The sequence below is a fragment of the Mycobacterium colombiense genome (genome assembly GCF_001953985.1).
Taxonomy (GTDB): domain Bacteria; phylum Actinomycetota; class Actinomycetes; order Mycobacteriales; family Mycobacteriaceae; genus Mycobacterium; species Mycobacterium colombiense_B.
In genome coordinates this window covers 1-25752 of sequence record NZ_MBEI01000065.1, presented here as the reverse complement: position 1 = coordinate 25752, position 25752 = coordinate 1, and the positions used below count along the sequence as shown (strand labels likewise).

20 protein-coding genes and 2 pseudogenes are annotated in these 25752 nt (G+C 66.1%); 11 read left to right on the top strand and 11 right to left on the bottom strand.

The genetic code is table 11. The features are described 5' to 3' along the window. The 4 genes from A5732_RS20855 to A5732_RS20840 form a co-directional block, all read right to left on the bottom strand. Positions 1-3873: non-ribosomal peptide synthetase (locus A5732_RS20855; RefSeq protein WP_142256647.1), on the bottom strand; the 3873-nt coding region annotated here is incomplete at its 3' end. Next, a complete protein-coding gene (locus A5732_RS20850; protein ID WP_076053931.1) occupies positions 3857-4084 on the bottom strand; it encodes an MbtH family protein in 228 nt (75 codons plus the stop codon). The genes A5732_RS20855 and A5732_RS20850, both read right to left, overlap by 17 nt. Before the next feature lie 663 nt (positions 4085-4747). Continuing rightward, positions 4748-7339, bottom strand: a complete 2592-nt coding sequence (locus A5732_RS20845) for a LuxR C-terminal-related transcriptional regulator (RefSeq protein ID WP_076103179.1) — start codon at positions 7337-7339, stop codon at positions 4748-4750. Positions 7340-7820: 481 nt separating this feature from the next. Further along, entirely contained in the window at positions 7821-10493 is a 2673-nt protein-coding gene (locus A5732_RS20840; protein ID WP_076103178.1) for a helix-turn-helix transcriptional regulator, read from the bottom strand. Between the two features lie 1176 nt (positions 10494-11669). On the opposite strand from A5732_RS20840, the gene A5732_RS20835 reads away from it, so the two are divergent. From A5732_RS20835 to A5732_RS20825, 3 genes are read left to right on the top strand one after another with little or no spacing between them, the layout of a single operon-like run. Further along, the gene (locus A5732_RS20835; protein WP_249266785.1) at positions 11670-12071 is read left to right on the top strand and encodes a helix-turn-helix domain-containing protein; all 402 of its coding nucleotides are present in this window, start codon (positions 11670-11672) and stop codon (positions 12069-12071) included. Further along, positions 12052-12537: an ImmA/IrrE family metallo-endopeptidase gene (locus A5732_RS20830; RefSeq protein ID WP_076053921.1), complete on the top strand. Its 486-nt coding sequence runs from the start codon at positions 12052-12054 to the stop codon at positions 12535-12537. Before A5732_RS20835 ends, A5732_RS20830 begins: the two co-directional genes overlap by 20 nt. Beyond that, the gene (locus tag A5732_RS20825; protein ID WP_076103176.1) at positions 12534-13745 is read left to right on the top strand and encodes a DUF6545 domain-containing protein; all 1212 of its coding nucleotides are present in this window, start codon (positions 12534-12536) and stop codon (positions 13743-13745) included. Before A5732_RS20830 ends, A5732_RS20825 begins: the two co-directional genes overlap by 4 nt. A gap of 22 nt (positions 13746-13767) precedes the next feature. On the opposite strand, the gene mshC is transcribed toward A5732_RS20825, so the two are convergent. Then, positions 13768-15003, bottom strand: a complete 1236-nt coding sequence (gene mshC, locus A5732_RS20820; protein ID WP_076103175.1) for a cysteine--1-D-myo-inosityl 2-amino-2-deoxy-alpha-D-glucopyranoside ligase — start codon at positions 15001-15003, stop codon at positions 13768-13770. On the opposite strand from mshC, the pseudogene A5732_RS27820 reads away from it, so the two are divergent. Further along, positions 15002-15526: pseudogene (locus tag A5732_RS27820) on the top strand (aldehyde dehydrogenase family protein); the annotation flags it as partial. The gene mshC and the pseudogene A5732_RS27820 sit on opposite strands and share 2 nt — an antisense overlap. A 61-nt stretch (positions 15527-15587) precedes the next feature. Here A5732_RS27820 and A5732_RS20810 read toward each other — a convergent pair. The 5 genes from A5732_RS20810 to A5732_RS20790 all read right to left on the bottom strand — a co-directional run bounded on the left by A5732_RS20810 (position 15588) and on the right by A5732_RS20790 (position 19111). Further along, positions 15588-16397, bottom strand: coding sequence for a 3'(2'),5'-bisphosphate nucleotidase CysQ (locus A5732_RS20810; RefSeq protein ID WP_076053915.1), 810 nt, complete (start codon positions 16395-16397; stop codon positions 15588-15590). Positions 16398-16483: 86 nt separating this feature from the next. Continuing rightward, complete coding sequence (locus A5732_RS20805; protein ID WP_065050896.1) at positions 16484-17299, bottom strand: SCO1664 family protein; 816 nt, start codon at positions 17297-17299, stop codon at positions 16484-16486. After that, complete coding sequence (locus A5732_RS20800) at positions 17283-17870, bottom strand: DUF3090 domain-containing protein (protein ID WP_064954687.1); 588 nt, start codon at positions 17868-17870, stop codon at positions 17283-17285. Before A5732_RS20800 ends, A5732_RS20805 begins: the two co-directional genes overlap by 17 nt. Before the next feature lie 62 nt (positions 17871-17932). Then, entirely contained in the window at positions 17933-18682 is a 750-nt protein-coding gene (locus A5732_RS20795; RefSeq protein WP_076053913.1) for a histidine phosphatase family protein, read from the bottom strand. 126 nt (positions 18683-18808) lie between these two features. Beyond that, positions 18809-19111 (bottom strand): hypothetical protein, encoded by a 303-nt coding sequence (locus tag A5732_RS20790; protein ID WP_064954685.1) that lies wholly within the window; start codon positions 19109-19111, stop codon positions 18809-18811. 85 nt (positions 19112-19196) lie between these two features. On the opposite strand from A5732_RS20790, the gene A5732_RS20785 reads away from it, so the two are divergent. The 7 genes from A5732_RS20785 to A5732_RS20755 all read left to right on the top strand — a co-directional run bounded on the left by A5732_RS20785 (position 19197) and on the right by A5732_RS20755 (position 25450). Beyond that, positions 19197-20300 (top strand): YncE family protein, encoded by a 1104-nt coding sequence (locus A5732_RS20785; protein WP_139334697.1) that lies wholly within the window; start codon positions 19197-19199, stop codon positions 20298-20300. Further along, on the top strand, positions 20297-20566 hold the full coding sequence (locus A5732_RS20780; protein WP_076053909.1) for a DUF5703 family protein: 270 nt from the start codon (positions 20297-20299) through the stop codon (positions 20564-20566). Before A5732_RS20785 ends, A5732_RS20780 begins: the two co-directional genes overlap by 4 nt. Before the next feature lie 32 nt (positions 20567-20598). Beyond that, positions 20599-21669, top strand: coding sequence for a quinone-dependent dihydroorotate dehydrogenase (locus A5732_RS20775; RefSeq protein WP_076053907.1), 1071 nt, complete (start codon positions 20599-20601; stop codon positions 21667-21669). 59 nt (positions 21670-21728) lie between these two features. Beyond that, a complete protein-coding gene (locus A5732_RS20770; protein WP_076053905.1) occupies positions 21729-23252 on the top strand; it encodes a PucR family transcriptional regulator in 1524 nt (507 codons plus the stop codon). Positions 23253-23458: 206 nt separating this feature from the next. Next, positions 23459-24088: an Rv1733c family protein gene (locus A5732_RS20765; protein WP_076053903.1), complete on the top strand. Its 630-nt coding sequence runs from the start codon at positions 23459-23461 to the stop codon at positions 24086-24088. Positions 24089-24385: 297 nt separating this feature from the next. Further along, a complete protein-coding gene (locus tag A5732_RS20760) occupies positions 24386-24892 on the top strand; it encodes a GreA/GreB family elongation factor (protein ID WP_076053933.1) in 507 nt (168 codons plus the stop codon). Positions 24893-24946: 54 nt separating this feature from the next. Then, positions 24947-25450 (top strand): GreA/GreB family elongation factor, encoded by a 504-nt coding sequence (locus A5732_RS20755; protein WP_076053901.1) that lies wholly within the window; start codon positions 24947-24949, stop codon positions 25448-25450. Between the two features lie 98 nt (positions 25451-25548). Here the strand turns inward: A5732_RS20755 and A5732_RS20750 are convergent. Next, a pseudogene (locus tag A5732_RS20750) lies at positions 25549-25752 on the bottom strand (HNH endonuclease signature motif containing protein); the annotation flags it as partial.

The window sequence follows — 25752 nt, the reverse complement described above, 5'->3', positions numbered from 1 at the left end:
GGCCACCCGACGAATTTGCTGCTGCAGCTCGGCCGGCCACTCCACGGCCACACTGGCGCCGCGCTGATCCGCCACCGCCGGGTAGGGCCGATCGGTGGGCAATGCCAACCGCTCGGGCATCCCGGCCAGGGTCTGCTCCCAATAGGCCAGCTGCGCGGCGATCGGGCTATCGGTGTCGGCCAGATCGCCAAACTGGGCGCGCTGCCACAGCGTGTAATCGACATATTGCACCGCCAACGGCGCCCAACCCGGGGCCTGCCCGGCACACCGGCTGGCATAGGCCACCCCCAGATCAGCCACCAGCGGGGACATCGACAAGCCATCGGCGGCGATATGGTGCACCGCGGCCACCAACACGTGTTCGTCGTCGGCGACGCGGAAAAGCCTTGCCCGCAAGGGTATTTCGGTGGTCAGATCAAATGCGTGGGACGCCGCCGCCTCGATGGACTCATCCAGCTGCGTTGTCGACCAGCCGGTGGCATCAATGACGCCCCAGCCGAAGTCGGCCCGCTCCAAGGGGATAACCACCTGCTGCGGTATGCCGTCGGGTGCCGCAAACAGGGTGCGCAGGCTCTCGTGGCGGCCCACCACATCGGCCAATGCCGCACTCAACACGTCGGCATCGAGCCGCCCGCTGAGCCGCAACGCCGCGGCCATGTTGTAAACCGGTGAAGGCCCTTGCAACTGGTCGATGAACCACAACCGCTGCTGGGCAAACGACAATGGGACCACCGCCGGCCGCTCCACCGCCACCAACGGCTCCAGCCCAGCCCCATCGGCACCGATACGGGGCGCTAACTGGGCCACGGTGGGCGCTTCGAATACGGTGCGCACCGCCAGGTGTGCGTCCAGGCCGGCGTTGACCGCGGCGACCAAGCGCATCGCGGACAGCGAATCCCCGCCCAAATCGAAGAACGAATCGTCGATACCGACCCGGTCGAGCCCGAGTATCTGGGCGTAGATGCCGGCCAGGATCTCCTCGGTCGCGGTACCCGGGGCGCGATAGCCCTCGCCAGAGGCGTATTCGGGTGCCGGCAGGGCACGCGTATCGAGCTTGCCGCTGACCGTCAACGGCAGCGCGTCCAACACCACGACCGCGGCCGGGACCATATACTCCGGCAACCGCTCGGCCAGCTGGAGGCGGATCTCGGCCGGATCGGCAGTCCCGGTGAAATAGCCGACCAGTCGCTTGTCGCCCGGGCGGTCCTCGCGGGCGACTACCACCGCGTGCTCCACCCCATCCAATTCGGCTAGGGCCGCACGGATTTCGCCGAGCTCGATGCGATAGCCGCGAATCTTGACCTGCTCATCGGCGCGGCCCAGATACTGCAGCTGACCATCGGTACCCCAACGCACCAGATCCCCGGTGCGATACATCCGCTGTCCGGACTCCCCGAACGGACATGCCACAAATCGCGACCCGGTCAACGAAGCCCGGCCCACATACCCGCACGCCACGCCGCGACCGGCCACATACAACTCGCCGACCACCCCGGGCGGCACCGGACGCAACCACTCGTCGAGGACGAACAGCGCCGCGGTCGATACCGGCGCACCGATCGGCACCACATCGGCCCCGACCGACAGCGGCGCGCTCAACGTGGCATACACCGTGGCCTCGGTGGGGCCGTAGGCGTTGATCACCACACGGCCCGGCGCCCACGCATCAACCACCTCGGCCGGGCAGGCCTCGCCGCCGAGTAGCAACGCCACCGACTCCAACCCCTGCGGGCACAGTGCGGCCACCGCCGACGGGGTTTGGGTGAGCACATTGACGTGTTCACTTACCAGCAATGCATGGAAATCATCCGGCGACCCGGCCACCTCGTCGGGTACGACGACCAGCAGGCCACCACCGAGCAGTGCAGCCCAGACCTCCCAAACCGAAAAGTCGAAAGCATAGGAGTGGCATTGCGTCCACACCTGCGCCGGCGGCAGGTCTGAGGGCTGCGTGTCCGCCAAGTGGGTCAGGTTGTGGTGGGTGACCGCCACTCCCTTGGGGACACCCGTAGTGCCCGAGGTGTAAATGAGGTAAGCGATGTCCGCCGGGTCCGGCGCCGGCGGTGCCGTGCTGGGTAGCGTGTCCACAACGGGGTCGTTCATGTCGATGACCGCCAGATCGCACCCGTCCAACCGCGGGCGTAGGTCCGCGGTGGTGATGACGGCGACAGGGGCCGCATCGGTGAGCATGAATCCAATCCGGGCCGCCGGCAATGCCGGATCGATCGCCAGGTAAGCCGCCCCGGTCTTCAACACCGCCAGCATCGCTACGACGGCCTGCGGCGAGCGTTCCAACAGCAACGCCGCACACTGCCCCGGCCCGATGCCCCGGTCGGTCAGCAGGTGGGCCAACCGGTTCGCGGCCTCCTCGAGTTCCCGATACGTCAGGGCGTCGCCTTCGAAGCTGATCGCCACGGCCTCGGGGGTGCGAGCCACCTGGCGGGCAAACACCATCGGAATCGACACCGGCTGAGGCGCGGGCTGGGTCAACACCGCTCGGTTGCCCCACCCGTCCAGGCGGGCGTATTCACCGGCGTTCAGCACATCCACCGACGAGAGCGGTCGCCGCGGATCGGCGGTCATCGCCACCAATACCCGCTGCAACCGTCCCGCTAAATCGGAGACGTCAGAACTCGAAAACAGCTGCCCGGCGCCGGCCGTGCCGAGGCAGAGCTGGTCACCATCGCCAGAGAAGACCAAGCCAAAGCCGCCCCGGTGGCCAAGGTTGGTATATGACGCCGATGCCGTCGCACCACCGAAGGACAGAGTGAAACTCGACGGGAGGAAATTGACGCTGACCCTATCTGCTGACTGCCCCGGGCCACGGGCATGAACTTTGCGCTCAAGAGCCTGCACCGGGAATCTCTGATGCCGCAGCGCTTCCCTTATTCGCGTGTCGACGTGGGCGCAAAATCCGGCGACCGTCGTTTCGGGTGAAACCCGCAACACCAGCGGCACCACCCCGGCCACCATCCCGGGAAGCGTCTTCAACTCCGGACCTACTCGCCTGCTGACCGGGAAGTCGAGCACCACCTCCGAGTCCTCCGCGCACCACCCACGCACCAAAAGTGCGCACGCCGCGGTGAGGACCGATGATCGCGGCACGTTCCATGCTCGGGACAACTCGTCAACGCGGCGAAGGACCGCAGCATCCAGCTGAACCGGCGCGGACGGACGACACGGATCGTGCTCGCCCGCGGCTTGGGGTAGCCGATAATGCGATCCATTCTCCGCTGGAAGGTTTTCGGTCCAATACGCCTGGTCATCGAGGAAATCGTTGGACGCTTCGTATTCTGACTCGCACTCAACCAGGTCGCATAACGAGCCGAAAATGGAGGGAGGGATTGGCGCGCCGGAAACAATTGCAGAGTAGACGGACGCAATCCGTTGGCCCACCAGCGCAATGCCGGATCCGTCCGCGACTATGTGGTGGCTGCACGCGAACAAGTAATTTTCGTCGGGCCGCGCCCGGAATAGCGCAAATTTGAACAGGGGGCCGGTGAACGGCATCGGGGTGCGTTGGATCGAGGACGCTATCTCATGGGCGTCGTGCACGGCATGGTCCGAGCCGCTCAGGTCATAGAAGGCCAGCTCGACATCCGGGTAGTCCATCGCCCGCTGGAAAACCTGGCCATCCACCTCAAAGATGGCGGCCCTGCCCGGTTCGGCCTCCTGCACCGCCCGGCGGATCGCCCACTCGAGGGCATCACGCTCTACCGTGCCCTCGATTTTGACAAAGAGGCCGAGCTGCCATTGCGTACCGGACTGACCCGATTCCTGCGCAAGCCAAATGTCTAGCTGACCGCGCGTCAGCGGATATGCCTGGCCGTCGGAATCCGCCGGCCGCCCGCGCGGTTCAACTATCAAAACCACGGCTTACCAGCCTCTCGCGCAGACTCTTCGGACGTATGTCAGCCCAGTTCTGCTCGATGTACTCCAGGCACGCAGCGCGATCGGCTTCCCCGTAAACCATCTGCCAGCCGGCTGGAATCTCGGCGAAGGCGGGCCAGAGGCTGTGCTGCTCTTCGTCGTTGACCAGGACGAAAAAGCTGCCATTGTCGTCATCGAACGGGTTGGTACTCACCAGTCCTCCAGATTTTGCTTTGGCATGAGCCGAACAGTTGAGTGCACTAGCTGTGGCTGAGCGGGCGCCCGAAAGCGGTCTCGACGAAGTGCATGACCCAGAGCGTCGTGGGTTTCAATCCTGTTGTCAGGCTTATCAAGTCGGTAGCGTAGTCAGGACCCTCACATAGAGTGGTAGGCGCAAGCCGACAGAGTGTTGGCTCCGCGGCGACAGAAAATTGCGCAACCGAAAATTAGCCTCTTAGCACGGATTACGTTGTGCAACAGGGATTTTCGCCGCCACCGCCGGCTTCGTCTCTTACGTGGTGGCGCGACGCCGCCCGAGACGGCCGTGGGGTCCGTGCTGAACACTCGCGCGGCGTGGGGCCCTTCGATGTCCTGGCGCGTTCCAGATGGGTACCCGGATGCTGGTTTTCGTTTGGGCGTGGGTCGTCGCGGAACGTCGGTCATGACGTGCCGATGTCGTCGTCTTGTGTCCTGGACGAATCCGGGCTTAGCAGTTGGACGCGCTGGTCGCGTTGCACAACCCCACCTGCTATTCCCGTGTGCAGGGAGGTTTTTCGGTTTTCAGTTGGTTGCGGCGATCAGAGGCGCGGGGCGAACACTGGCCGACGGTGGAGCTTCCTATCGGCAGCCCTGCCCAATGACCGGACAACCTGTTGCTTCACGACGCATCTCGGTTGATCAGATGGATGAGTTGGTCACGGTTGTTGATCCCGAGTTTGGTGAAAAGGCGGTACAGGTGTCCCTCCACCGTGCGTACCGAAATGACGAGCCGGTCTGCGATCTCGCGGTTGGACAGCCCTGCCGCGACCAAATTGACGATCTGACGCTCACGTCCGCTGAAGGGAAGCGGGTGCGCCGCGGCCTCTAGCGCCGGTGTGCGTGACCCGCACTGGTTGGCCAACGCGTGCGCCCACGTCGACGACTCGACCTCCTTGCGACGGTCGCCCCGGCGGGCATGTTCGCCGGCCGCCTGCGCCGCCGCGTCGGCGGCGAAAGCCATTGCGCCGAGATCGGCGAATCTATGGGCCGCGGCATCGAGCAGGTCGCCGTCGTGTTGTGCAAGACCGCGGGCGTGGTCGGCGACCGCTTGCGCCGATGCGGAGTTCAAGGTTCGGGCGAGCTCATCCACTCGCGTGGCCTGCGAACGATCGCCGAAGCGGATGGCGGCATGGCGTGCCCGCATCTCGGCCACGTGCATCCCGGCTGTCCGCGCGACCTGCGCCGCTTGCATGGCGTGCGTCTGGGCGCCCGCCGTGTCGCCGGCCGCTGCTCGCTCCCAGGCCCGGGCGATTTCGAGTTCCGGCAAGAACACCGCGACATGCGGTCCGTATGCTTCCTCCGCGTGCCGCAACGCCGCCGCCGCCGCCCCAGCGTCCCCGCGCGTCCCCTCGGCCTGGGCCAGCACGGCGGCCACCACCAGCAACCAAGGCGACGGAAAGCCTTGCGACAGTTGGGAGATGGTCCGGGCGAGAGTGGCGCACGCTGTCGAGAGCTCACCGCGGGTAACCTGCACGAGCCCAAGCATCGCGTCGACCATGGCCTCCGCTGCGGGATGACCGGTCGCCAGTGCGGCGTAACGCTTGTGGATTCGGTCGGCCGCCGGATAGTCACCGGCGGCGGTCGCAACCATGACCTCGGCCAGTCCGATGGCGAACCGCTGCGCTCCGGCTCTGCAGAGCGTCGTCGCGCGCACGCCGGCAGCGGCTATGCGGCCGACTTCGGAAAAACGTCCGGCCGCCATCAAGGCACCGCATGTGGCCACGGCCGCCCATACGGTCGCCATCGGCACCACACCGGGCTCACACAGCCCGGGCCCAAGTTCGATCGTCGTCTCAATGTCGCCGCGGAAGAACCCGATCGAAACCTCGAACGCATTGATCAGCTCGAGACCGCCCTCGGTCACGAGACGCTGTTTCACCTCGGTGAGTACGCGCATCGCGGTTTCGGCGTCACCGCATCCCCATGCCAGGTTCGCAGCACGCAGACAACCCCACCGCGCGATCAACCACTCGTCGGCATCATCGACGTCGACGTCCAAAAGGATGGACTCGGCCTCGTCGCCGCGACCCTGCCAACTCACCGCCTCGGCAAGCACCAACGCGGCCGGCAGTCCACCCCCACGATCGACCGCAAACCTCGCCAGCTCCTCACCCAGCACCACATTCGACATCGCCAACGCGTCCTCCGCCGCCTTGACAGCCACATCGAGGTCGGCTTCCAAGTCGCTGCGCATCATGAACTGCGCCAGCTGGATACGGCCGCGGGGATCAGAGATCTGCGAGCGGCGCCCCGCCGCCCGCAGATGCCGTCGAAGAGCCTTCGCCAATATGCCGTTGAGTTGCCGCGAGCGCACCACCCCGGCATGGCGGACCGCGGCTTCACCGAGCATGGGGTGATTCAATTGCGCCACGGTGTGGGATCCGTCGGCGACCAACTGGATCAGACCACGGCGCTCCAGGTTTGCCATTGCGTCCGCATCGCAGATGTCACGCAGGATCTCCAACTCCAACAATTCGGCGGTGGCCAAGAGCTCCACCACCTCCAGTTCCTCAGAGCTCAGCGATTGCAGCCGAAACTCCAAAGCATCGTTGAGTTCGCGATCCGGGCGCAGGGGGCCCTGAAGATGCCAGCCGTGATCGGTGTGTACCAAAGCCCCGCTTTCCCGGCCCGCGGTGAGAAAACCACGTAGCAGCAACAGGTTTCCCGCACTGCGTTCATACAACTCGTCAACCAGCCGAGACTCGACCGGACCCCCCAGGACCGCGTCGGCCAATTGGCCGGTCTGCTCGCGGGTGAAGGGATCGATGTGAACGGTCAACAACATGCGCTCTTTCAACAACGCGGTCACCGCATCCAAGACCGGATCGCCGGACCGGATCGTCACGATCAACCGCGCACTGCGGCCGGCCGCAAGTTGATTGATCAACGTGGCCGACAGCGGATCGAGTAACTGCGCCTCGTCGACCACCACCACCAGATTCTTGTCTTGTCCCAGGGTGTTGTGCGCAGCCGCCAGCATGATCGCCGGTTCGTGTCCCACTCCGAGGCTGACCACCCGAGAAAATGCGCCCAGCGGCACAGCACAACCCGTTTGAGTGCCCAGCGCGAATCGCACCGTGCGCCCCGCCGACTCGACCGTCTTCGCCAGCATGCGGGCCAGGGTGGACTTGCCCACCCCGCTGTCCCCGACCAACGCCACCCCGTTGAAGTCCCCGTTGTTGAGCGCAGCGAGTGACCGCCGAAACTCCACATCTCGCCCCACGATGGGCCACGTCGACCCATTAACCCGTTGCGTCAAATGCTGTATCTCCATCCCCACCAAGGTGCCGACATGGCAACCAGACTGTTGCTGGACCGCTCACCGCATGCCCCGAGCCACTGGGTTCGCATCCGCCGGACGACCCGTAGAGCTCGCGGCGCTACATAAAGCCGGAACGCGCCGCTGCCAGGTAAAGCCCGAAAACGTCATAGGAAGCCGAGGCCATGCCCGAGCAGGCCGACGGAAACACGTCCTCGACTACCTGAAATTTGCTCGGCGGGACCGCATCTGCGGGTCCGGACGTGTCGACATCGTGCACAGGGGTCACGATCCTGAGCTTCCGACTACCTATCATGAGCCGGAGCGTATGGCCGCTCGAGCGGCCGTCGCCGGAAACTATAGGGAAGTCGAGTGGTGTGCGCGCTGAGATAGAGTAGCGGCCCCTAAAACTTTATAGGCCACCTATACAAACTTAGCCTGCATAGGGGTGAACATCGTCCCCGCGACCGAGCGACCGGCCGCTTCGGCCTAAGAACTCTCTCCCTGCAAACGGCTCTCGGGTTGTCAGCAAGGCGAGCTGTTCGCGGCTGCTGACGCCAAGCTTGGTGAAGAGCCGATAGAGATGTCCCTCCACCGTGCGTACCGAAATGACCAACTTCTCGGCGATGTCACGGTTCGACAAACCGGCCGCGACCAAACTCACTATCTCGCGCTCACGATCGCTGAAGGGAAGCGGGCATATCGCGGCCTCGAGCGCCGGCGTACGCAACTCGCAACGCCTGGCCAAAGCTTGAGCCCAGGCCGACGACTCGAATCTCTTGCCGCGGTCGCCCCGGCGGCCGTGTTCGCCGGCCGCCTGCGCCGCTGCGTCGGCGGCACATGCCAAGGCGCCGAGATCCGCGAATAGGCGTGCCGTCGCATCGAGCAGATCGCCGTCGCGCTGCGCCAAACCGCGAGCATGATCGGCGACTGCGCCGGCCAGCGGCGTGTCCAAAATACGGGCAAGCTTCTCCAGCCTCGCGGCCTGAGAACGATCGCCGAAGCGGACCGCTGCATGGCGTGCGCGCATCTCCATCACGTGCGTCCCCGCGGCGCGCGCGATCTCCGCCGCTTGCATGGCGTGCGTCTGGGCGGCCTTCGCGTCGTCGGCCGCTGCCCGCTCCCAGGCGCGCGCAAGCTCGAGTTCTGGCACAAACACCGCAACATGCGGGCCGTAGGCTTTATCCGCCCGTCGCAAAGCCGCGGTGGCCGCCGCTGTGTCACCGCGCGCCCCCTCGGCCTGGGCTTGCCAGGCCCCCACCAGCACCAACCAAGGCGACGCAAAACCCTGCGAGAACACAGCGATTGAACTGGTGAACAAAGCGCACGCCGAGGTGAGCTCGCCGCGGCTCAGTCGAACGAGCCCCAGCATTGCGTCAACCATGGCCTCCGCCGCGGGAAGACCGCCAGTCATCGCGGCGTAACGCTTGTAGATTCGCTCGGCCGCGCCATCATCCCCTGCCGCCGTCGCGGCCATGATCTCGGTCATCCCGATGTTGAATCGATGCGGCCCCAACCCGCACAGCGCGGCCGCACGGACCCCGAGGTCCGCTATGCGGCCGACGTCGGAGAAACGCCCGGCCGCCGCCAGTGCGCCGCAGGTCGGGAAAACGGCCCAAACGGTGGCCACCGGCACCGCATCGGATTCGCACAGGCCCGGCCCGACCTCGATCGTCGTTTCGACGTCCCCATGGAAGTAGCCAACAGACAGCTCCAACGCATTGATGAGGCTCAGGCCGGCCTCGGACGAGACACGCTTCTTCACGTCATCGAGTTCCCGGCGGGCGGCTTCGACATCCCCGCAGCCCCAGAAGAAGTTGGCGGCGCGCAGGCACCCCCAGCGCGCGATCATGAAGTCGTCGCCGCCGTCGGGTTCGGCGTCGACCAGTACCTCGTCCGCCTCGTCGCCGCGGCCCTGCCAACTCACCGCCTCGGCAAGCACCAACGCGGCCGGCAGCCCCCCACCGCGATCGACCGCAAATCTCGCCAGTTCCTCACCGAGCACCACGTTCGACATCGCCAGCGCGTGCTGCGCCGCTTCGATGACCACATCGAGGTCGGGCTCCAAGTCGCTGTGGATCATGAACTGCGCCAACTGGATCCGGCCTCGCAGGCCGGGCTGCCTCAGCCGGTCGGCGGCCCGCTCATGCTTCTGCAGAGCTCGCGCCAATTTGCCGTTGAGTTGGCGGGCGCGCACCATTCCGGCGTGCCGGGTCGCGGCTTCACCGAGCATGGGGTGATTCAACTCCGCCACGGTGTGGGATCCGTCGGCAACCAACTGGATCAGGCCACGGCGCTCCAGAGTTGCGACGGCCTCCGCATCGCAGATGTCGCGCAGGATCTCCCACTTCAGCCCCTCGGCGGTGGCCAAAATCTCCACCACCTCCAACTCCTCTGGACTCAACGATTGGAGCCGAAAGCCCAGAACGTCGTGGAGTTCGCGATCCGCGCGCAGCGGGCCCCGCAGTTGCCACCCGTCCTCCGTGTGGACCAATGCCCCACTTTCCCGGCCCGCGGTGAGAAAACCCCGCAGCAGCAACGGGTTTCCCACGCTGCGCTCAAACAACTCATCAGCCAACCCAGAGTCGACCGGACCGCCTAGAACAGCGCCGGCCAAAAGACCCGTCTGCTCGCGGCTGAACGGTTCCACGTGGACGGTCAGCAACAAGCGCTCTTTCAACAACGCGGTCACCGCATCCAGCACCGGCTCGCGCGACCGGATGGTCACGATCAACCGCGCACTGCGGCCGGCCGCAAGCTGATTGATCAACGTGGCCGACAGCGGATCGAGTAACTGCGCGTCGTCCACCACCACCACCAGGTTCTTGTCCCTGCTCAAGGTGTCATGCGCGGCGGCCAGCATGACCGCCGGTTCGTGAGCCACCTGAAGGCTCACCGCGCGGGAAAACGCGCCCAGCGGCACAGCGCAACCCGTTTGAGTGCCCAGCGCGAATCGCACTGTGCGCCCGGCTGATTCAAGCGTCCTGGCCAGCATGCGGGCCAGGGTGGACTTGCCGACCCCACTGTCGCCGACCAATGCCACACCATGGAACTCCGAGTTGTTGAGCGCCGCCAGTGAGCGCCGCAGCTCCACATCGCGGCCCACGATGGGCCACGTCGACCCGACTTCCCCCGACACCGTTAACCCCTAGACTTGCCAAGGAGGCTTAAGCGCCAAGGCATTTCGGAAAGCCAGGCGCGTGCCCAGTGGGCGGCGTCTTGTATCCCGAACGGGCCCACGACAAGCCCCAGCGACGGCAACCAAGCGACAAGCTGGTTGCCGATTGCGATCTCGAACGAGCGACCGGCGCAGCAGCCTGCCCACCGGCGGCCGCGCCAATTCGCTCTCCGTACGCACCGGACCCAACTCCTTCTGCAGTCCAGTATTTGCCAGAACAATACCCCTATATTGGCGCGACAGCAAAGGCACTTCCATCACCGGGATTCGACACCCGTGTAAATAATTGCATAGGTTATACAGGTGTTTCATAGATTCGCTCCAGCCTTTGCATGGATACACAGCAAACAAAAGACGCAGCGCACCACGTCGGCTAAGATCGCCCATCGACGCGGCGCCTGAGAAATTCCAGGCCTTGGATTGCAACACTGGCTAACAGCGTCAACGGTGTCGGCCAGCTCGGGAAATTCGGCTTTTAGTTGCGCTTCGGCATTTGAGTCCGGCGCCATGTACTTGACGCCCGGAGTGGTTCATGACGGACTTCAGGCCACGATTCGACTTTGCTGCACTTCGTTACGACCTCCTGCCAGGCTGGTCCAATTTGCGGGGCGTTGCTTCGCCCGCGTGAAACACGCGGCTGCACGCAATGTGAAACGTCAAGAGCATCCGGGCCCCAAGAGCGAAAGTCGAAACCGTGCGATCGCATCCGCCCGATGCCGCTCGCCAGCAAAGCCGAGCCTCCGCACTCGGCGAGAAGCTCGTCGATCGCCGACTCTCGGTGCGGCAATCCGGTGGCGAACTGTACACAGCAGTACACGTCACGCATTCAACCGTACGTTGATGAAAATGTAAAACGGAACGGATGACCCTGTGGATAAACGCAGTGAAGCGCTTCACCACGCATAGACGCCGAGGTCACGGCCGTGCGCGTAAAAGCATTGGCGTGGCGGAATCGGTGCCCCGTCGTGATGAGTGAGCCTGTAACATGGGTACACGCAGCTGGCGTTCGCATGAAATGAGAGTGCATTGGAAGTCGACGGCGTTCAGACCAAACGGCCGGATGACAGCGGGTTGGCGACACGCCTGAACAAGCTCTTCGAGCTGATGCGCAAGGCGGGCACGCCCCCGCTTTCCAATGCCGCGGCCGCGGCGGCAATCACCGATAAAACCGGCGTCCCGATCAGCCCGGCCTACCTCTGGCAACTCAGAAGCGGCCTCAAAACGAACCCCACCGTTGTCCATTTACGGGCGATCGCCGACTATTTCGGCGTGCCGCCGTCCTATCTGATAGATCGTGGCACCGACCCGGCGATCGACGCGCAATTGAATCTTTTGCAGGCGTTGCGCGACAACGGCGTGCGCGATCTGGCGGCTCGTGCATCCGGCTTGACTCCCCAGGCTCTCGACAGCCTGGCGGCGATCGTCGATCACCTTCGAGAACTTGAACGATTACCCCCTATTTCCTCCCGGCGAAATGACCAGCTCGATGCCGGCATCAAACGCTGACATCCTTGCGCTGACGCGCAAGCTGCCGATCCCGGTGCCCTGGGACCGGAACGTTTTCATCGAGAACTTGGGCCAAATGCGCGGTCGGGCCATCCGGCTCGTCCCGGCGGACACGGCGGCGCTGGCGGACAGCCCGTGCGGGATCTGGCTGGCCTGCGACGACGAAGACGTGATCCTGCATGAGACCGGAACCACCGATTACCACATCGACCAGATTGTGGGCCACGAGATCGGGCACATCCTGCTGGGCCACGGTCGCAGCGCCAGCCACCCCTGCGATGCGGCAGTGTGCCAGGCCTTGCCCGACCTCGATCCCGACACGGTGCGCGCGGTGTTGGGACGCAGCCACTACGCCGGTGACCAGGAGCGCGATGCCGAGATGTTCGCTTCTTTGTTGCTGATCGCCGCCGCTGAGGCCGCCGAACGTCACTCGATGATGCGTAGCGCCTTTTTCCGCCGCCAGTGACCTCCACCATCCCGGGCGTCATCGCCTGGCCCGTGATCACGATCATGGTGATCGTTCTCGCGGCGCGTTTGCGATGGTGCAGGGCCAACCTCTACCAGACTTACCTCAACAATGTGATGGCCTGGCTGCTGCTGGCCCAGCTGTTGCGTGAGCGCAAGGTCGAAGCGGTGTTGTCCAAAAGCGCAGTCATGACCGTGACCACCGCCCAGCAATTATCTTGCGTCGCAATGATTTTGGCGTGCGGCGAATTTGTCGGGTTCACCATGCTGTGGAACAAGATCTCACCGGAGGAAACCCGCCGCAGTCACCGCTATTACCGCCTGGCCGCCGTCGCGTTGTCTGTGGCATTCCTGGCTGCGGGTACCCGTGCGCGCGTTGCGGGGCAGACGTTCGAGGTGTCCGGCGGCTGGGACGCGGTCTTGGCGCTGAGTTTGTACCTGACCATGATCGTCATCTTGGTGACGCGGCTGCTGTGGATGTTCGCCTCCGAGCTGATAAGAGCCACCGAGCGTCGCGAATCGCTGCTCGCCGCCGCCGGAATCCTTGCGGTTGTCGTGACGGCGGCAGCGTGCATGGAGGCGCTGGTGTTGGCGGTGAGCGACCAGCTCGGCTGGACCCGCACCGTTGAATTCCGGGGCCGGGTGCACGGGTCGGAATTCCTATGGATGGCGGTCATCGTCTATCTCTTCGGCGCGGTGCCGCTCGTCGTCAGGCTGCACTCGTTTTTCGGGCTGGACCGCGTCAGCCGTACCTGGAGGAGTTTGCAGCCACTGCGGCTCAGCATGACGGCCGTGGTGCCGGAAAGCAGTTTCAGTATCGAGCACGACCACCGGCGATTTCAGAAGACCACTCTGCAGCTGCACCAAACCGTCATCGAAATCCGTGACGCGATCCTGCAGCTACGCCACTATGTGTGCAGTGCGGCTCCGGACCAGCTGACCCAATTCCTGCAGGAAAACTCTGTGCCGGACGACGAACGAGGCTCTGCGACAACGGCTTTCGAGCTGGCGCAGGCCGCCGAGGCCAAGACCGCCGGACATCGGCCCGAGACACCCGATAGGGCTCTAGCGGTGCGCTCCCGGTCAACAAACCTCTACGAGGAAGCCGTCGATCTGTTGGCGCTGGCGAAATGGTGGACGCCCGCGCTGACGGCGACCACACAGGTCAACCCGGATGGCCCGGGCGCCGGAACGGCTGTGCCGGCCTGACCGAGGGCATACCATCGTTCGGCTAGAGGGCCACGCCCAGTAGCGCATCGACGGCGGTCGCCACCAGCTTGGGCGCCTCGGTGTCGTGGCCACCGTATTCCAGCGCGTCGGTGGTCCAGCCATCAAGCGCGGCAAGTGCTTTGGGAGTATTCAGGTCGTCGGCCAGGTATTGCCGCACCCGCGCGATCACGTCGGCGGCGTCCGGGCCGGCCGGCAGGCCGGTCGCACCCCGCCAGCGCTGCAGCCGGGCGACGGCCTCGTCGAGCACCTGATCGGTCCAGTACCGGTCGCCGCGGTAGTGCCCGGCCAGCAGCCCCAGCCGGATCGCCGCCGGCTCGACGCCCCGGGCGCGCAGCTGCGACACCAGCACTAGGTTGCCGCGGCTCTTGGACATCTTGTGTCCGTCCCAGCCGATCATCCCGGCGTGCACATAGTGGCGCGCGAATCTCCGCTCGCCGCGCACGCATTCGGCGTGCGCGGCAGTGAATTCGTGGTGCGGGAAGATCAGGTCGCTGCCGCCGCCCTGGATGTCCAGGCCGCTGCCGATGCGGCTGAGCGCGATCGCCGCGCACTCGACGTGCCAGCCCGGGCGGCCCGGGCCGAACGGGGAGGGCCAGCTGGGCTCCCCCGGCCGCGCGGCCCGCCAGAGCAGCGCATCGAGTTGGTCGGTCTTGCCGGGCCGTTGCGGGTCACCCCCGCGTTCGGCGAACAGTCGCAGCATGGTGTCGCGGTCGTAGCCGGATTCGTAGCCGAACTGTGGAGTCGCGTCGGCGCGGTAGTAGATGTCCGGGTATTCGCCGTCGACGGCGTAGGCAGCGCCGGAGGCCAGCATCTTCTCGACGAGTTCGACGACCTCGGCGACCGCCTCGGTCGCCCCGACGTATTCGCGGGGCGCCAGGATGCGCAGCGCCGCCATGTCTTCGCGGTACAGCGACACCTCGCGCTCGGCCAGGTCGCGCCAGTCGATGCCGTCGCGCTCGGCGCGCTCGAGCAGCGGATCGTCGACGTCGGTGACGTTCTGGACGTAGTGCACGTCGTGGCCGAGATCCAGCCATTGCCGGTAGACCAGATCGAACGCCAGATATGTCGCCGCGTGGCCGAGATGGGTGGCGTCGTACGGGGTGATGCCGCAGACATACATCGTGGCGGTCGAGCCGGTCGCCACGGGACGCACCTGCCGGTCAGACGTGTCATACAGCCGAAGCTCCGGGCCGCGTCCCGACAAAACGGGGACCTGTGGGGAAGACCACGACTGCATGGCAATCAGCCTAGGCGCGCCGACGATGCGGCCCGCGCGGCGGGCCGAGAAGGAGGGGCGCAATCGGGTTGGGCGCGCCGACGATGCGGGCCTGAATCACCCGCGGCCATACCCGTCGCGAGCTATATGGCCGCACGGCGATTTGTGGTTTGCCGAATCCGGTATCGGGCAAATTCGCTCAACGTCGACGAGCGAGGTGGTTGCCATGTCGACTGACACAACTGACCGACCAGACACCACGGGCGCGGCCGCGCAGCAAGAAGTCGTGGTCAGATGCCCTGCAACGGCACAAGTCGTCGGCCGTGTCCCCATCTCGACGGCCGCCGAAGTCGCTGCCGTGGCCGCCCGGCTGCGGAACGCCCAGCCGTTATGGCAGCAAATGAACACCGGGGGCCGCGCACGGTGGCTGGGCAAGTGGTGCGACTGGATGCTCGACCACCGCGACGACCTGCTGACGCCGCTGCAACTCGAGACGGGCAAGTCTGGGGCGACTACCCCTACAGCCGCAAGAAGGGCAGCCTGGTCGAAAAGATGGTCCGGGTGCTCTCGGCGAAAGACTGGCGGCGCCGGCTGGGGCGGTAGCGTTACCCGCCGCGGATGGCGCTCAGCAGGATCGGCGCCAGCTCGGCGCGGCACATCACGAAGTCGGGCAGATACGGGTCGAGTTGGTTGTAGCGCATCGGCGATCCGTCGAGCCGCGACGCATGCATCCCGGCGGCCATCACCACCCCGGCGGGGGCCGCCGAATCCCATTCCCACTGGCCGCCGGCGTGCACGTAGGCGTCGACGTGCCCGTCGATGATGGCCATCGCCTTTGCGCCCGCCGAGCCGATCGCGACGGGCTGGATGGGCAGCGTCTGCCGCATCCGGTGCAGCACCGCGGGAGGACGGGTCGCGCTGACGGCGATGCGGATGGTGTCGGTGACGCCGACGCGCGCGGCATCGGCGGTCACGGTGTCGCTGCGGTAGACGATGTTCCCGCGGGCCGGCAACGACACCGCCGCGTCGGTGATTTCGCGCTGGCCGTTGCTGGAGTCGCCGTTGGGACGCTGCCACAGCGCGATGTGCACCGCCCAGTCGTCGCGGCCGGGCGTGGAAAACTCGCGGGTGCCGTCCAGGGGGTCGATGATCCACACGCGGTCGTGCTTGAGGCGGGACAAGTCGTCGTACGCCTCCTCGCTGAGCACCGCGTCGTCGGGCCGTTCCTCATGCAGGCGCCGCAAGATCAGCGCGTTCGCCAGGCTGTCGCCCGCGTCGCCCAGCGCCCAGGGATATCCGAAGCCGACTTCGTCGCGGACCTTCAGCAGCAACTCCCCCGCATCGGCGGCGAGATCGGCGGCCAGGGCGGCATCTGTTATCTCGTCGGCTGTTATCTCGTCGGCGGCGGGGCTCACCGCTTCAGTATCGCCGACGGCGTACCGCGGCCTTCACCGATGGCGGCGACCCGCTGCGCCCGGCGACGCCGCGCTTGCGATCACCGCTAGAAAGCCGGCCACGGAATGGGGCGATGCCGGTTGGGTCCGGGCATCACAGGATTGTCCAGCAGCGTGCACGCGCGCAGGCGCAGCGCGGCGATCTCGGCCCGGGTGATCTGCTCGGCCAGTTCGTCGCCGAACTGATCGTCCAGCGCGTCGACCAGGCCGGCGACGGCCTTGCACGTCTGATCGTCGATCGGCTTGCCGGCCCATCCCCACAGCACCGTGCGCAGCTTGTCCTCGACGTGCAGGCACACGCCGTGGTCGACTCCGAAGATGTGGCCGTCGAGGTCGCGCAGCACGTGGCCGCCCTTGCGGTCGGCGTTGTTGATCAGCACGTCGAACACCGCCATCCGCCACAGGCGAATGTCGTCGGCGTGCATCAGAACCACCTCGTCGCCGGCGTAGTCGAGGGCGCGCAGCACCGGCAGGTAGCCCGGCTGCCTGGTGCCGGCGGGAAACAGGTCGACCAGATCCGGCCCCGGCCGCGGCTCGCTGTCGACCGCGTCGCCGGGTTGCTGCACCCACCGCTGCAGCATGCCCGGGCCCGCCGGCCCGTGCCGAATGATCGTGTAGGGCACGATGTTCCAGCCCAACTTCGCGGAGACCAGGTACGCGGCCCGTTCGCGGCCGGCCAGGGTTCCGTCCGGGAAATCCCACAGCGGCGCCTCCCCGGCGACCGGCTTGTAGACGCAGTGCACGCTGGACTCGCCGAGCGTCGATTCGCAGAGGAAGGTGCCGTTGCTGGCCGAGCGGATCCGTCCGATGACCGTCAGCTCGCCGTCGCGCAACACCTCACGGTCGTCAGACCTCGGGGTCATCGTCAGGCCCGAGCAGCGCACTGCGCCGATATCCGTTGGCGCGTGCGCAGATATGGCCCTCCGGATCCAGCGGTTCGTCGCACAGTGGACACGGTGGACGTCCCGCGGAGATGACGCGATTGGAGCGGGTGGCGAATTGGCGCGCCGACTCCGGCGTCAGGAACACCCGCACCGCGTCGGGACCCTCTTCGGTGTCGTCGAGCACCACCGACGCGTCGAACTCGGCGTCGGTGACCGCCAGCAACTCGACCACCACCGTTTGGGCCTCCGAATCCCAACCCAGGCCCATGGTTCCGACCCGGAACTCGGCGTCCACCGGGGTGACCAGCGGATCGAGGTCCTCGATCTCGGCGGGCTCCGGCGGGACGGGCGTGCCGAACCTGCGGTTCACCTCGAGCAGCAGCGCACCGATGCGCTCGGAGAGCACCGCCACCTGCTGCTTCTCCAAAATCACCGACACCACTCGGGCGTCGTGCACAGCCTGGATGTAGAACGTGCGGTTTCCGGGCTGGCCGACGGTCCCGGCCACGAAGCGGTCGGGTGTGCGGAAGACGTGAATTGCGCGGGGCATGGCACTTCCCAAAATACCGGCTGTTGCCACCGCCGTGCGATCCGATGGAGGTAGCCGCCGAATTAATCCGTGGAACCGCCGACCACCGCGTCGCTGGATGGTACCGCGGCGGCCGATTCCTGCTGCTCCCCGTTGGACTTCGGGTCGGTTTCGGGCTTCGCGTCTTCCTTCGCCGGGGGTCCGGCCCGCAGGCCGGCGGACAGCCGCGCGCCGGTGTGGTTGACGTGCAACACAAACGGGCGCAGCTCGGTGTAGCGGATCACACTCACCGACGCCGGATCGGCGGTGACGCGCTGGAACCCGTCCAGGTGGATGCCGTACGCGTCGGCGATGACCCCCTTGATGACATCACCATGAGTGCAAGCGACCCACAGCACATCGCCGCCGTGCTCGGCGGCCAGCCGACGGTCGTGCTCGCGCACGGCGAACACCGCCCGCGCCTGCACCTGCGCCAGGCCCTCTCCGCCGGGGAACACCGCCGCGCTGGGATGCGCCTGAACGACCTTCCACAGCGGCTCGCTGACCAGATCGCCGATTTTTCGGCCCGTCCACTCGCCGTAATCCACCTCGGCGAGCCGATCGTCGACCAGCGGCGTCAGGCAGAGCGCGTCGGCCAACGGGTCGAGGGTGCGACGGCAGCGCAGCAGTGGCGAACTGACCAGCTCGCGGATCGGCAGATCACCGATCCGATCGATCAGGCCATCCGCCTGTTCACGGCCCTTGTCATCGAGGTCGACGCCCTCGGAGCGACCGGCGAGTACGCCCGCCGTGTTCGAACTCGAGCGGCCGTGCCGTAACAGGATGACGGTCATATCGACCACGACGGTACCCGGTGGACGGGTCCGGGCAGGATTAGCGGGACGGCGGCGACCCGCCGCGCCCGGCTGGGGCTATGCGGCGACCCGCTGCGCCCGGCTACGCCGCGATTGCGATCGCCACTAGCGCGACACCGGCTCCGCGTGCGCCACGGAGTCGCGCACCGCGGCGCTCAGGCTGCGCTCGTCGGTGAGGTCGATGTCGACCAGGCTGCGGACCGCCCTGGCGACCACCTCGTCGGCCTGCGGAACGGGCCCGGCCAGGCGCGGCCGGTAAATCTCGACGACAAGAGATCGGTTCTCGATGTGGAACGAAAAACTCCGCCCATCACCGACTTGTCCGTATCCGCTAGCGGAAATGCCTGTAGACATGTCCTCGACAGCAAACTCATTCTGCGCCAAATGACGGTCAGCGGTGACGGCCATGTGCCGACCATACCCCGCCGGTAGAGAGGGACGTAGGCAGCATGGCCCTGTTGGATGAAAAGCGTTCCTTAGAATTTGTGTTCCAATGGCCCGGGATGCGCCGAACCACGAGGGAAAAGAATTGCTGTCACGGCATTTTCGTCACAAGCTGGCAGCTCAACGCCGTGCATTGTTGCTCGCGGTTTTGCTGAGCGCGGTAGCCGGATGTTCATCGAATCCGCTCGCCACGACGCCTCGCACCATCGAAACGGCGCACGCCGCCGTGTCGCCGCCGGCCTCGCAGCAGCCGGCCGGGGCGGTGCGGCCGCTGGCCGGTCACGCCGCAGCGGCGGTCTTCGACGGCCGCACCCATCAGCTGGTGGTCCTGACGCAGGGCAACGACCCGGGCGCACCCGCCAGCGTCACCGTGTTCGGCGATCCGCAGACCCCGCCGCGGGTCGTGGAGCTGCCGGGACCGGCGACCGCATTGGCCGACGACGCCCACGGAACCGCCTACCTTTCCGCCCGTGGCGGGTACCTCGCGGTCGAGCTGTCCACCGGTCGCGTCACCCAGGTGGCGGTCGCCGACGCCGCCCAGACCGAATTCACCGCGGTGGCGCAGCGCGCCGACGGCAGGCTGGTGCTGGGCAGCGCCGACGGCGCCGTCTACACCCTCGCCTCCCCGACGCCGGGCACCGCGACCAATGCGACCGTCACCAGCCGCAACAAGATCTTCGCCCGAGTCGATTGGCTTGCCACACAAGGCAATACGACGGTTGTGCTGGACCGGGGACAGACGTCGGTGACGACGATCGACGCCGACGGCCATACCCAGCAGGCGCTGCGCGCTGGCCGGGGCGCCACCACGATGGCCGCCGATCCGGCGGGCCGGGTGCTGGTCGCCGATACCCGCGGCGGCCAGCTGCTGGTGTACGGCGCGGACCCGCTGATCCTGCGTCAGGCCTACCCGGTTCCGCAGGCGCCGTACGGCCTGGCCGGCTCCCGCGCGTTAGCCTGGGTTTCGCAGACCGTTTCCAATATCGTCATTGGTTACGATCTATCCACCGGAATTCCCGTCGAAAAGGTGCGTTACCCGACCGTGCAGCAACCGAACTCACTGGCCTTCGACGAAGCGTCAGACACCCTGTACGTGGTGTCGGGTTCCGGTGCGGGAGTTCAGGTCATCGAGCACGCGGCGGGTACGCGTTGACCGCCGCGCGGCGCAGCCGCCTACCCGCGGGTTGGGACACCGAGATGTCCGATGAATACGAATGGGCGCCGTTGCGCCTGCCGCCGGAAGTGACCAGGATCAGCGCGTCCACCCGGTTGTCGATCGAGGCCGAATACCGCGGCTGGGAGTTGACCCGGGTGCGGCTCTACACCGACGGCAGCAGACGAGTGTTGTTGCGCCGCAAGAAAACTCGTTTGGACAGTGCAGGATCCGAGGGGCGACGGCCCGACCAGCCGGAACTGTGACGCCCGCCCAGCCACGCCAGCGCGGACACCGGATGTACGGCCTGCTGCGCCAGCTGTTTTTTGTGATCCCGCCCGAGCGGATCCACACGCTGGTGTTCGCCGTGCTGCGCGGCGTCACGGCGGTCGGGTGGACGCGGCGGGCGCTGCGCCGGCTGCTGGCGCCGACGGATCCGGCGCTGGCCAGCACGGTGTTCGGGGTGCGCTTCCCCGGGCCGCTGGGGCTGGCGGCCGGCTTCGACAAGGACGGCCTCGGCCTACTCACCTGGGGCGCGCTGGGCTTCGGGCACGCCGAGGTCGGGACGGTCACCGCCAACCCGCAGCCCGGCAATCCCGCCCCGCGCATGTTCCGGCTGCCGACCGATCGGGCGCTGCTGAACCGGATGGGCTTCAACAACCTCGGCGCGGGCGCGCTGGCGATGCGGCTCTCGCGGCAGCGCCCCGACGTGCCGATCGGGGTCAACATCGGCAAGACGAAGGTGACGCCGGCCGAGGAGGCCGTCGACGATTACCGGGCGAGTGCCCGGCTGCTCGGCCGGCTGGCGTCGTACCTGGTGGTCAACGTCAGCTCGCCGAACACGCCCGGGCTGCGTGATCTGCAGGCGGTCGAGTCGCTGCGACCCATCCTGTCGGCCGTGCTCGCCGAGACGTCCACACCGGTGCTGGTGAAGATCGCGCCGGATCTTTCCGATTCCGATGTGGACGAGATCGCGGACCTGGCAGTCGAACTGGGGCTGGCCGGCATCGTCGCCACCAACACGACCGTGTCGCGGCAGGGTCTGCACACCCCGGGGGTCGACGAACTGGGGCCGGGTGGCATCTCCGGTCCGCCGGTGGCGCGCCGCGCCGTCGAGGTGCTGCGCAGGCTATACGGCCGGGTCGGCGACCGCCTGGTGCTGATCAGCGTCGGGGGCATCGAAACCGCGGACGACGCGTGGGAGCGGATCACCGCGGGCGCATCGCTGCTGCAGGGCTATACGGGCTTCATCTACGGAGGGGGCCTGTGGGCCAAGCAAATTCACCAGGGCATCGCGCAGCGGCTGCATGACGGCGGCTTCGCTTCGCTCGGTGATGCCGTCGGCTCGGCGGCCCGCACACCGGATTGAGTCAAGCCGAGCTTGATTCCTGGATAGGCTGACTACGATTTCGGCATTAGGAGCGGCTGGTGATCACTTTGGACCGCCTGGTGAACGTGCTGGGTGGTTATGGAGTCGGCTTGCGTTGGTCGTCGGTGCCCCGGTCGACTGAACTGCGCAGCGTGGTGATCCACGAAGCCACGCCGGATCGTGTGGTGGTAGGCGACGTATTGCTGGCGATCGGTGCCGCCTCCGTTAGCGAAGCAATGCAGTGGGCGGCTTCAGCGCGTGCTGTCGTGGTGCTGGTACGCGGCGGTGACGAGCAAATCGCGTTTGACAGTGACGCCGAGGTCGGCGCGGTCATGGTGGTCGACGAGACGGTCACGTGGAGCGAGGTGGGTACGGTCGTCTACGGCCTGGTGCTGGAGGGCCGTGAGACTGAATCCGGCCGTGGCCCAACGGATCTGTTCGCGCTGGCCGATAGCCTGGCGGATGCTATCGGCGGTTCGGTCGTCATTCACGATCGGCTGTTGCGGGTGTTGGCGTATTCGAAACTGCAGCAACATGCCGATCCGGCGCGGGTGCAGACGATCCTGGAACGACAGACACCGGAGCAGTTGCGCGCAGTGTTTGATGCGCGGGGCGTATTCGCACACCTGGCGGTCTCCGACGAACCGCTGTTTGTCCCCGAGGACTCCGAGCACGGCTTGATCGGGCGCATGGTGGTGGCGGTGCGCTCCGGAGGAGAGCTGATCGGGTCGGTATGGGTGGCGGGTTCGGCGCCACTGGACGAGGCGGCGAGCAGCGCCTTGGCCGAGGGTGCGCACACGGTGGCCCTGCATCTTCTACGGTCACGAGCCAGCGCGGACTTGGAGCGCCAAATCGAATCCGAACTGGTGATCCGGTTGTTGGAGGGCACCGCTGATGCCGCCATGGTGGCCAGCAGGCTGGGTCTGCCGCACGACGGTTTGAGGGTTATTGCGCTGCAGGCGTTCATGGGCGACGAACGCGATGCCGCTCTGTTGTTGGCGTTCGAGCGCGCCACCACCGGGTTCGGCTGGTCACGGCCGGGCCGCAGCGCTTTGGCGGGCAATATCGTTTACACGCTGCTTCCCGGCGGGCAGGCGACGACGGCGCAGCGATGGGTAACCGGTCTGCGGGCGGCCCTGCCCGAACAGGTGACGGTGTTGGCCGGCGTGAGTGGCGCGGCTGAGGTGACAGACCTCGCCGCCGCACGCCATGAAGCCGAGGAATGTCTTGCGCTGCACGAGATATCACCCGGGGCCATGCCGCCGGTCTATGACGAGTCATGGGCTGACATCCTGCTGCAACGATTGCGCACGGCGGCGCGCTCAGGCCGGTCACCATCCCGTGGGCCGGTGGCCGAGCTAGGCCGGCATGACCGCGCCAACGGGACCGACTACGTGGCCACGCTGCGAGCATGGCTGGAGGCCCAGGGCGACCCGACGGAGGCCGGTGAACGGCTGGGAGTGCACGAAAACACCGTGCGTTACCGGCTGCGCAAGATGGCCGAGATCACCAATCTGCAGTTAGACGATGCCAGGAAGCGGTTGGCGATGACGATAGAACTCGCGGCCATCGACACCGATTGACCAAGGGCGCTTTGACCAGGGCCGCTGTCGAAACCCGACAAAGCGGCGCAGCGTCGTTGTCGTGCCGCGCAAAGCTTGCAGCGGCCACTCGCACCATCATGAAGGTTGCCACCTCAGAGGGCGGGTTTGAGCGACGGCTGGTATCCGCCAGCCGTCCGCCGCGCGAAACCTCAAACCCACGCCAACTCTCCGATAGGAGACGTTCGATGTCCACCTCAGACCCCGATCGTCGATCGATCGCCGACCGCCGATCGGATGATGACGCCGCGATGGAGACCTTCACCGTGCCCTTGCCGCGGAGGCTGTTCGCGCGGCTCTTTGGTCGTAACCCGCTGATACGCACCACGGACCGGGTGGAGGCGCTGATTTTGGTGTTAGCCGTTGCGGCGTCGCTGCTCGCCATACCTATCGGTGCCGCCGTGGGCACCGCGGTCCATGATTCCCGGAGCCGCCTCTACGCCGAGCAGGTTCAGACTCGCCGCCCCGTCACCGCGACTGTCACCGGCGAGAGCCACCCGCGCCGCAACCTTGAAAGCCCGACGGTGACGGTTCCTGCCCGATGGGTTGCCGCCGGGGCCGAACGCACTGGCGACGTCACCGCGCCGCTGACAGCCAAGGTCGGCGACAGTATTGAGATTTGGATAGATGACGACGGGCTTCCGGTTGCCCGACCGCTGAACACCGCCCGCGACGAGGCGCTGGCCTTCGCGATAGCGACCTGGTGGGGTGTGAGCCTCGTGACAGCGGCCCTATTCGCCCGCGCACGCATCACCCTTGACCGCCTCCGCTACGACCGATGGCAACAAAGTTTCGACCGCCTCGTCGAGCGGCGATAGGCAGCGCGCGCCCACCATCGATCCCGAACACCGTCCCCACGCTCAGGCGTGATCGCTTCGGGACAGCGTCGGCAACAGCGTTGTCGGGGCGTGACAATGCGTCGCACCGCCGTTGTCGGTTTCCGGCAAGCACAGTCGTGTCCGCGCAGGTCACCATGGAATCAACGGGCCTAAACGAAAAACCTTCAACCGCTCCGGAATTTCGCCCACCATGGGCCTCCGAGTCGTCAGCGGCGGCTGCCTACTCTGGCCCGCCCCTGACGACGCTCCCCGACAATGGAAAGGACACCACTCAAATTGACCAGCACCGAATCCATCTGGATGACACGACAGCAGTACACCCGCCTGCGGAACAAACTCAACGCGTTGCGGTCGGGGCTGATCGTTGAGGTTCCCGATGACTTGATGGACTTCGACACGAAAAGCTCAGCGCTACAACGACGTATCCGCGAGATTCAGAACCTGTTGGCCAAGGCGGTCATTGGGGAGAATCCCGCCGGTGACCCCATCGCCGAACCGGGCATGGTTTTGACCATCCGCTACGACGCCACCGGTGAGACCGAAACCTTCCTGCTAGGCAGACGCGGCAGCGAAGGCGCCGACATCAAGGTCTACTCGATGGCGTCGCCGTTGGGCCGCGCGATAGCCGGCGCGCGCCCCGGCGAACAGCGCATCTACTCAATCCCCGATGAGACAGGACGACTGGTGACGCTGCTCGAGGCCGTGCCCTATGAAGTGCATCTCGCGAAAGGCACCCGGACACAGACAACCCACCGCGACCTTGCGCTAACAGCGACCCACTAACACGCTGCGACCTCAACTCACTATGACATTCAACTCCTAAGGAGACCAACGAAAATGACCAGCACGCAACCGGTGTGGATTTCGCCGCGCGGTTACGAGCGGCTACAGAGGGAACTGGCCAAGTTACGTGTGTTGCACACCAGCGCATCCGCTGACGGTCAGTCCGACGACAACGCCATCGCTATCCAACACGCATGGCTGGCAAGGATCCAACGCATCCATGATTTGTTGTTCAATGCCGTCGTCGGCGAGGACCCACCCGACGACGGGATCGCGGAGCCCGGCATGGTTTTGACAATCCGCTACGACGACACCGGCGACACCGAGACCTTCCTTCTGGGTGTGCGCGGCGCCGAATGCAGCGACATCGAGGTCTACTCCAACGAATCCCCGCTGGGCGCCGCGATCGCAGGCGCACGCCCCGGAGAAAGACGCGCCTATAACTTGCCCAACGGTGCGACCCTGAATGTCACACTGCTTGAAGCCGTGCCGTACGGAATTCACACGGCGTCCGGATGTGTTGAACCACAGTTAAATACACCAGGGGTGATCACGTGATCTTCGAAGTAATCGACCCGGTGACGATCATGTTTATCTTGCTAGCTGGTTTGGGCCTGATCATGGCCGTCGCGTACGGACGCATGTGAGTCGCCGCCTTAAGCTGCACCCACTGCGTTGTCGTCTTCGCCGTTCTCGTCCTCGCACAACAGACCCTCCGGGTGATGGAAGGTGTTGGTGCGGGGTTGGCCGCGTTCGAGATGGGGCGGCGGTATCCATTCCGTGTCGCCGTTGGCGCGTTTTCGGGTCGTCCAGCCCTTCTCGAGAAGCCGGTGGTGGGGTCCGCAGGCCAGGGTGAGTTG

Coding starts and splice junctions, on each gene's coding strand:
- A5732_RS20790 (WP_064954685.1), bottom strand. CDS start 19,111: ATGGCCGTCACCGCTGACCGTCATTTGGCGCAGAATGAGTTTGCTGTC.
- A5732_RS20800 (WP_064954687.1), bottom strand. CDS start 17,870: ATGCCCCGCGCAATTCACGTCTTCCGCACACCCGACCGCTTCGTGGCC.
- mshC (WP_076103175.1), bottom strand. CDS start 15,003: ATGCAGTCGTGGTCTTCCCCACAGGTCCCCGTTTTGTCGGGACGCGGC.
- A5732_RS20805 (WP_065050896.1), bottom strand. CDS start 17,299: ATGACCCCGAGGTCTGACGACCGTGAGGTGTTGCGCGACGGCGAGCTG.
- A5732_RS20765 (WP_076053903.1), top strand. CDS start 23,459: ATGTCCACCTCAGACCCCGATCGTCGATCGATCGCCGACCGCCGATCG.
- A5732_RS20785 (WP_139334697.1), top strand. CDS start 19,197: ATGGCCCGGGATGCGCCGAACCACGAGGGAAAAGAATTGCTGTCACGG.
- A5732_RS20775 (WP_076053907.1), top strand. CDS start 20,599: ATGTACGGCCTGCTGCGCCAGCTGTTTTTTGTGATCCCGCCCGAGCGG.
- A5732_RS20835 (WP_249266785.1), top strand. CDS start 11,670: ATGCGCAAGGCGGGCACGCCCCCGCTTTCCAATGCCGCGGCCGCGGCG.
- A5732_RS20755 (WP_076053901.1), top strand. CDS start 24,947: ATGACCAGCACGCAACCGGTGTGGATTTCGCCGCGCGGTTACGAGCGG.
- A5732_RS20830 (WP_076053921.1), top strand. CDS start 12,052: ATGCCGGCATCAAACGCTGACATCCTTGCGCTGACGCGCAAGCTGCCG.
- A5732_RS20795 (WP_076053913.1), bottom strand. CDS start 18,682: ATGACCGTCATCCTGTTACGGCACGGCCGCTCGAGTTCGAACACGGCG.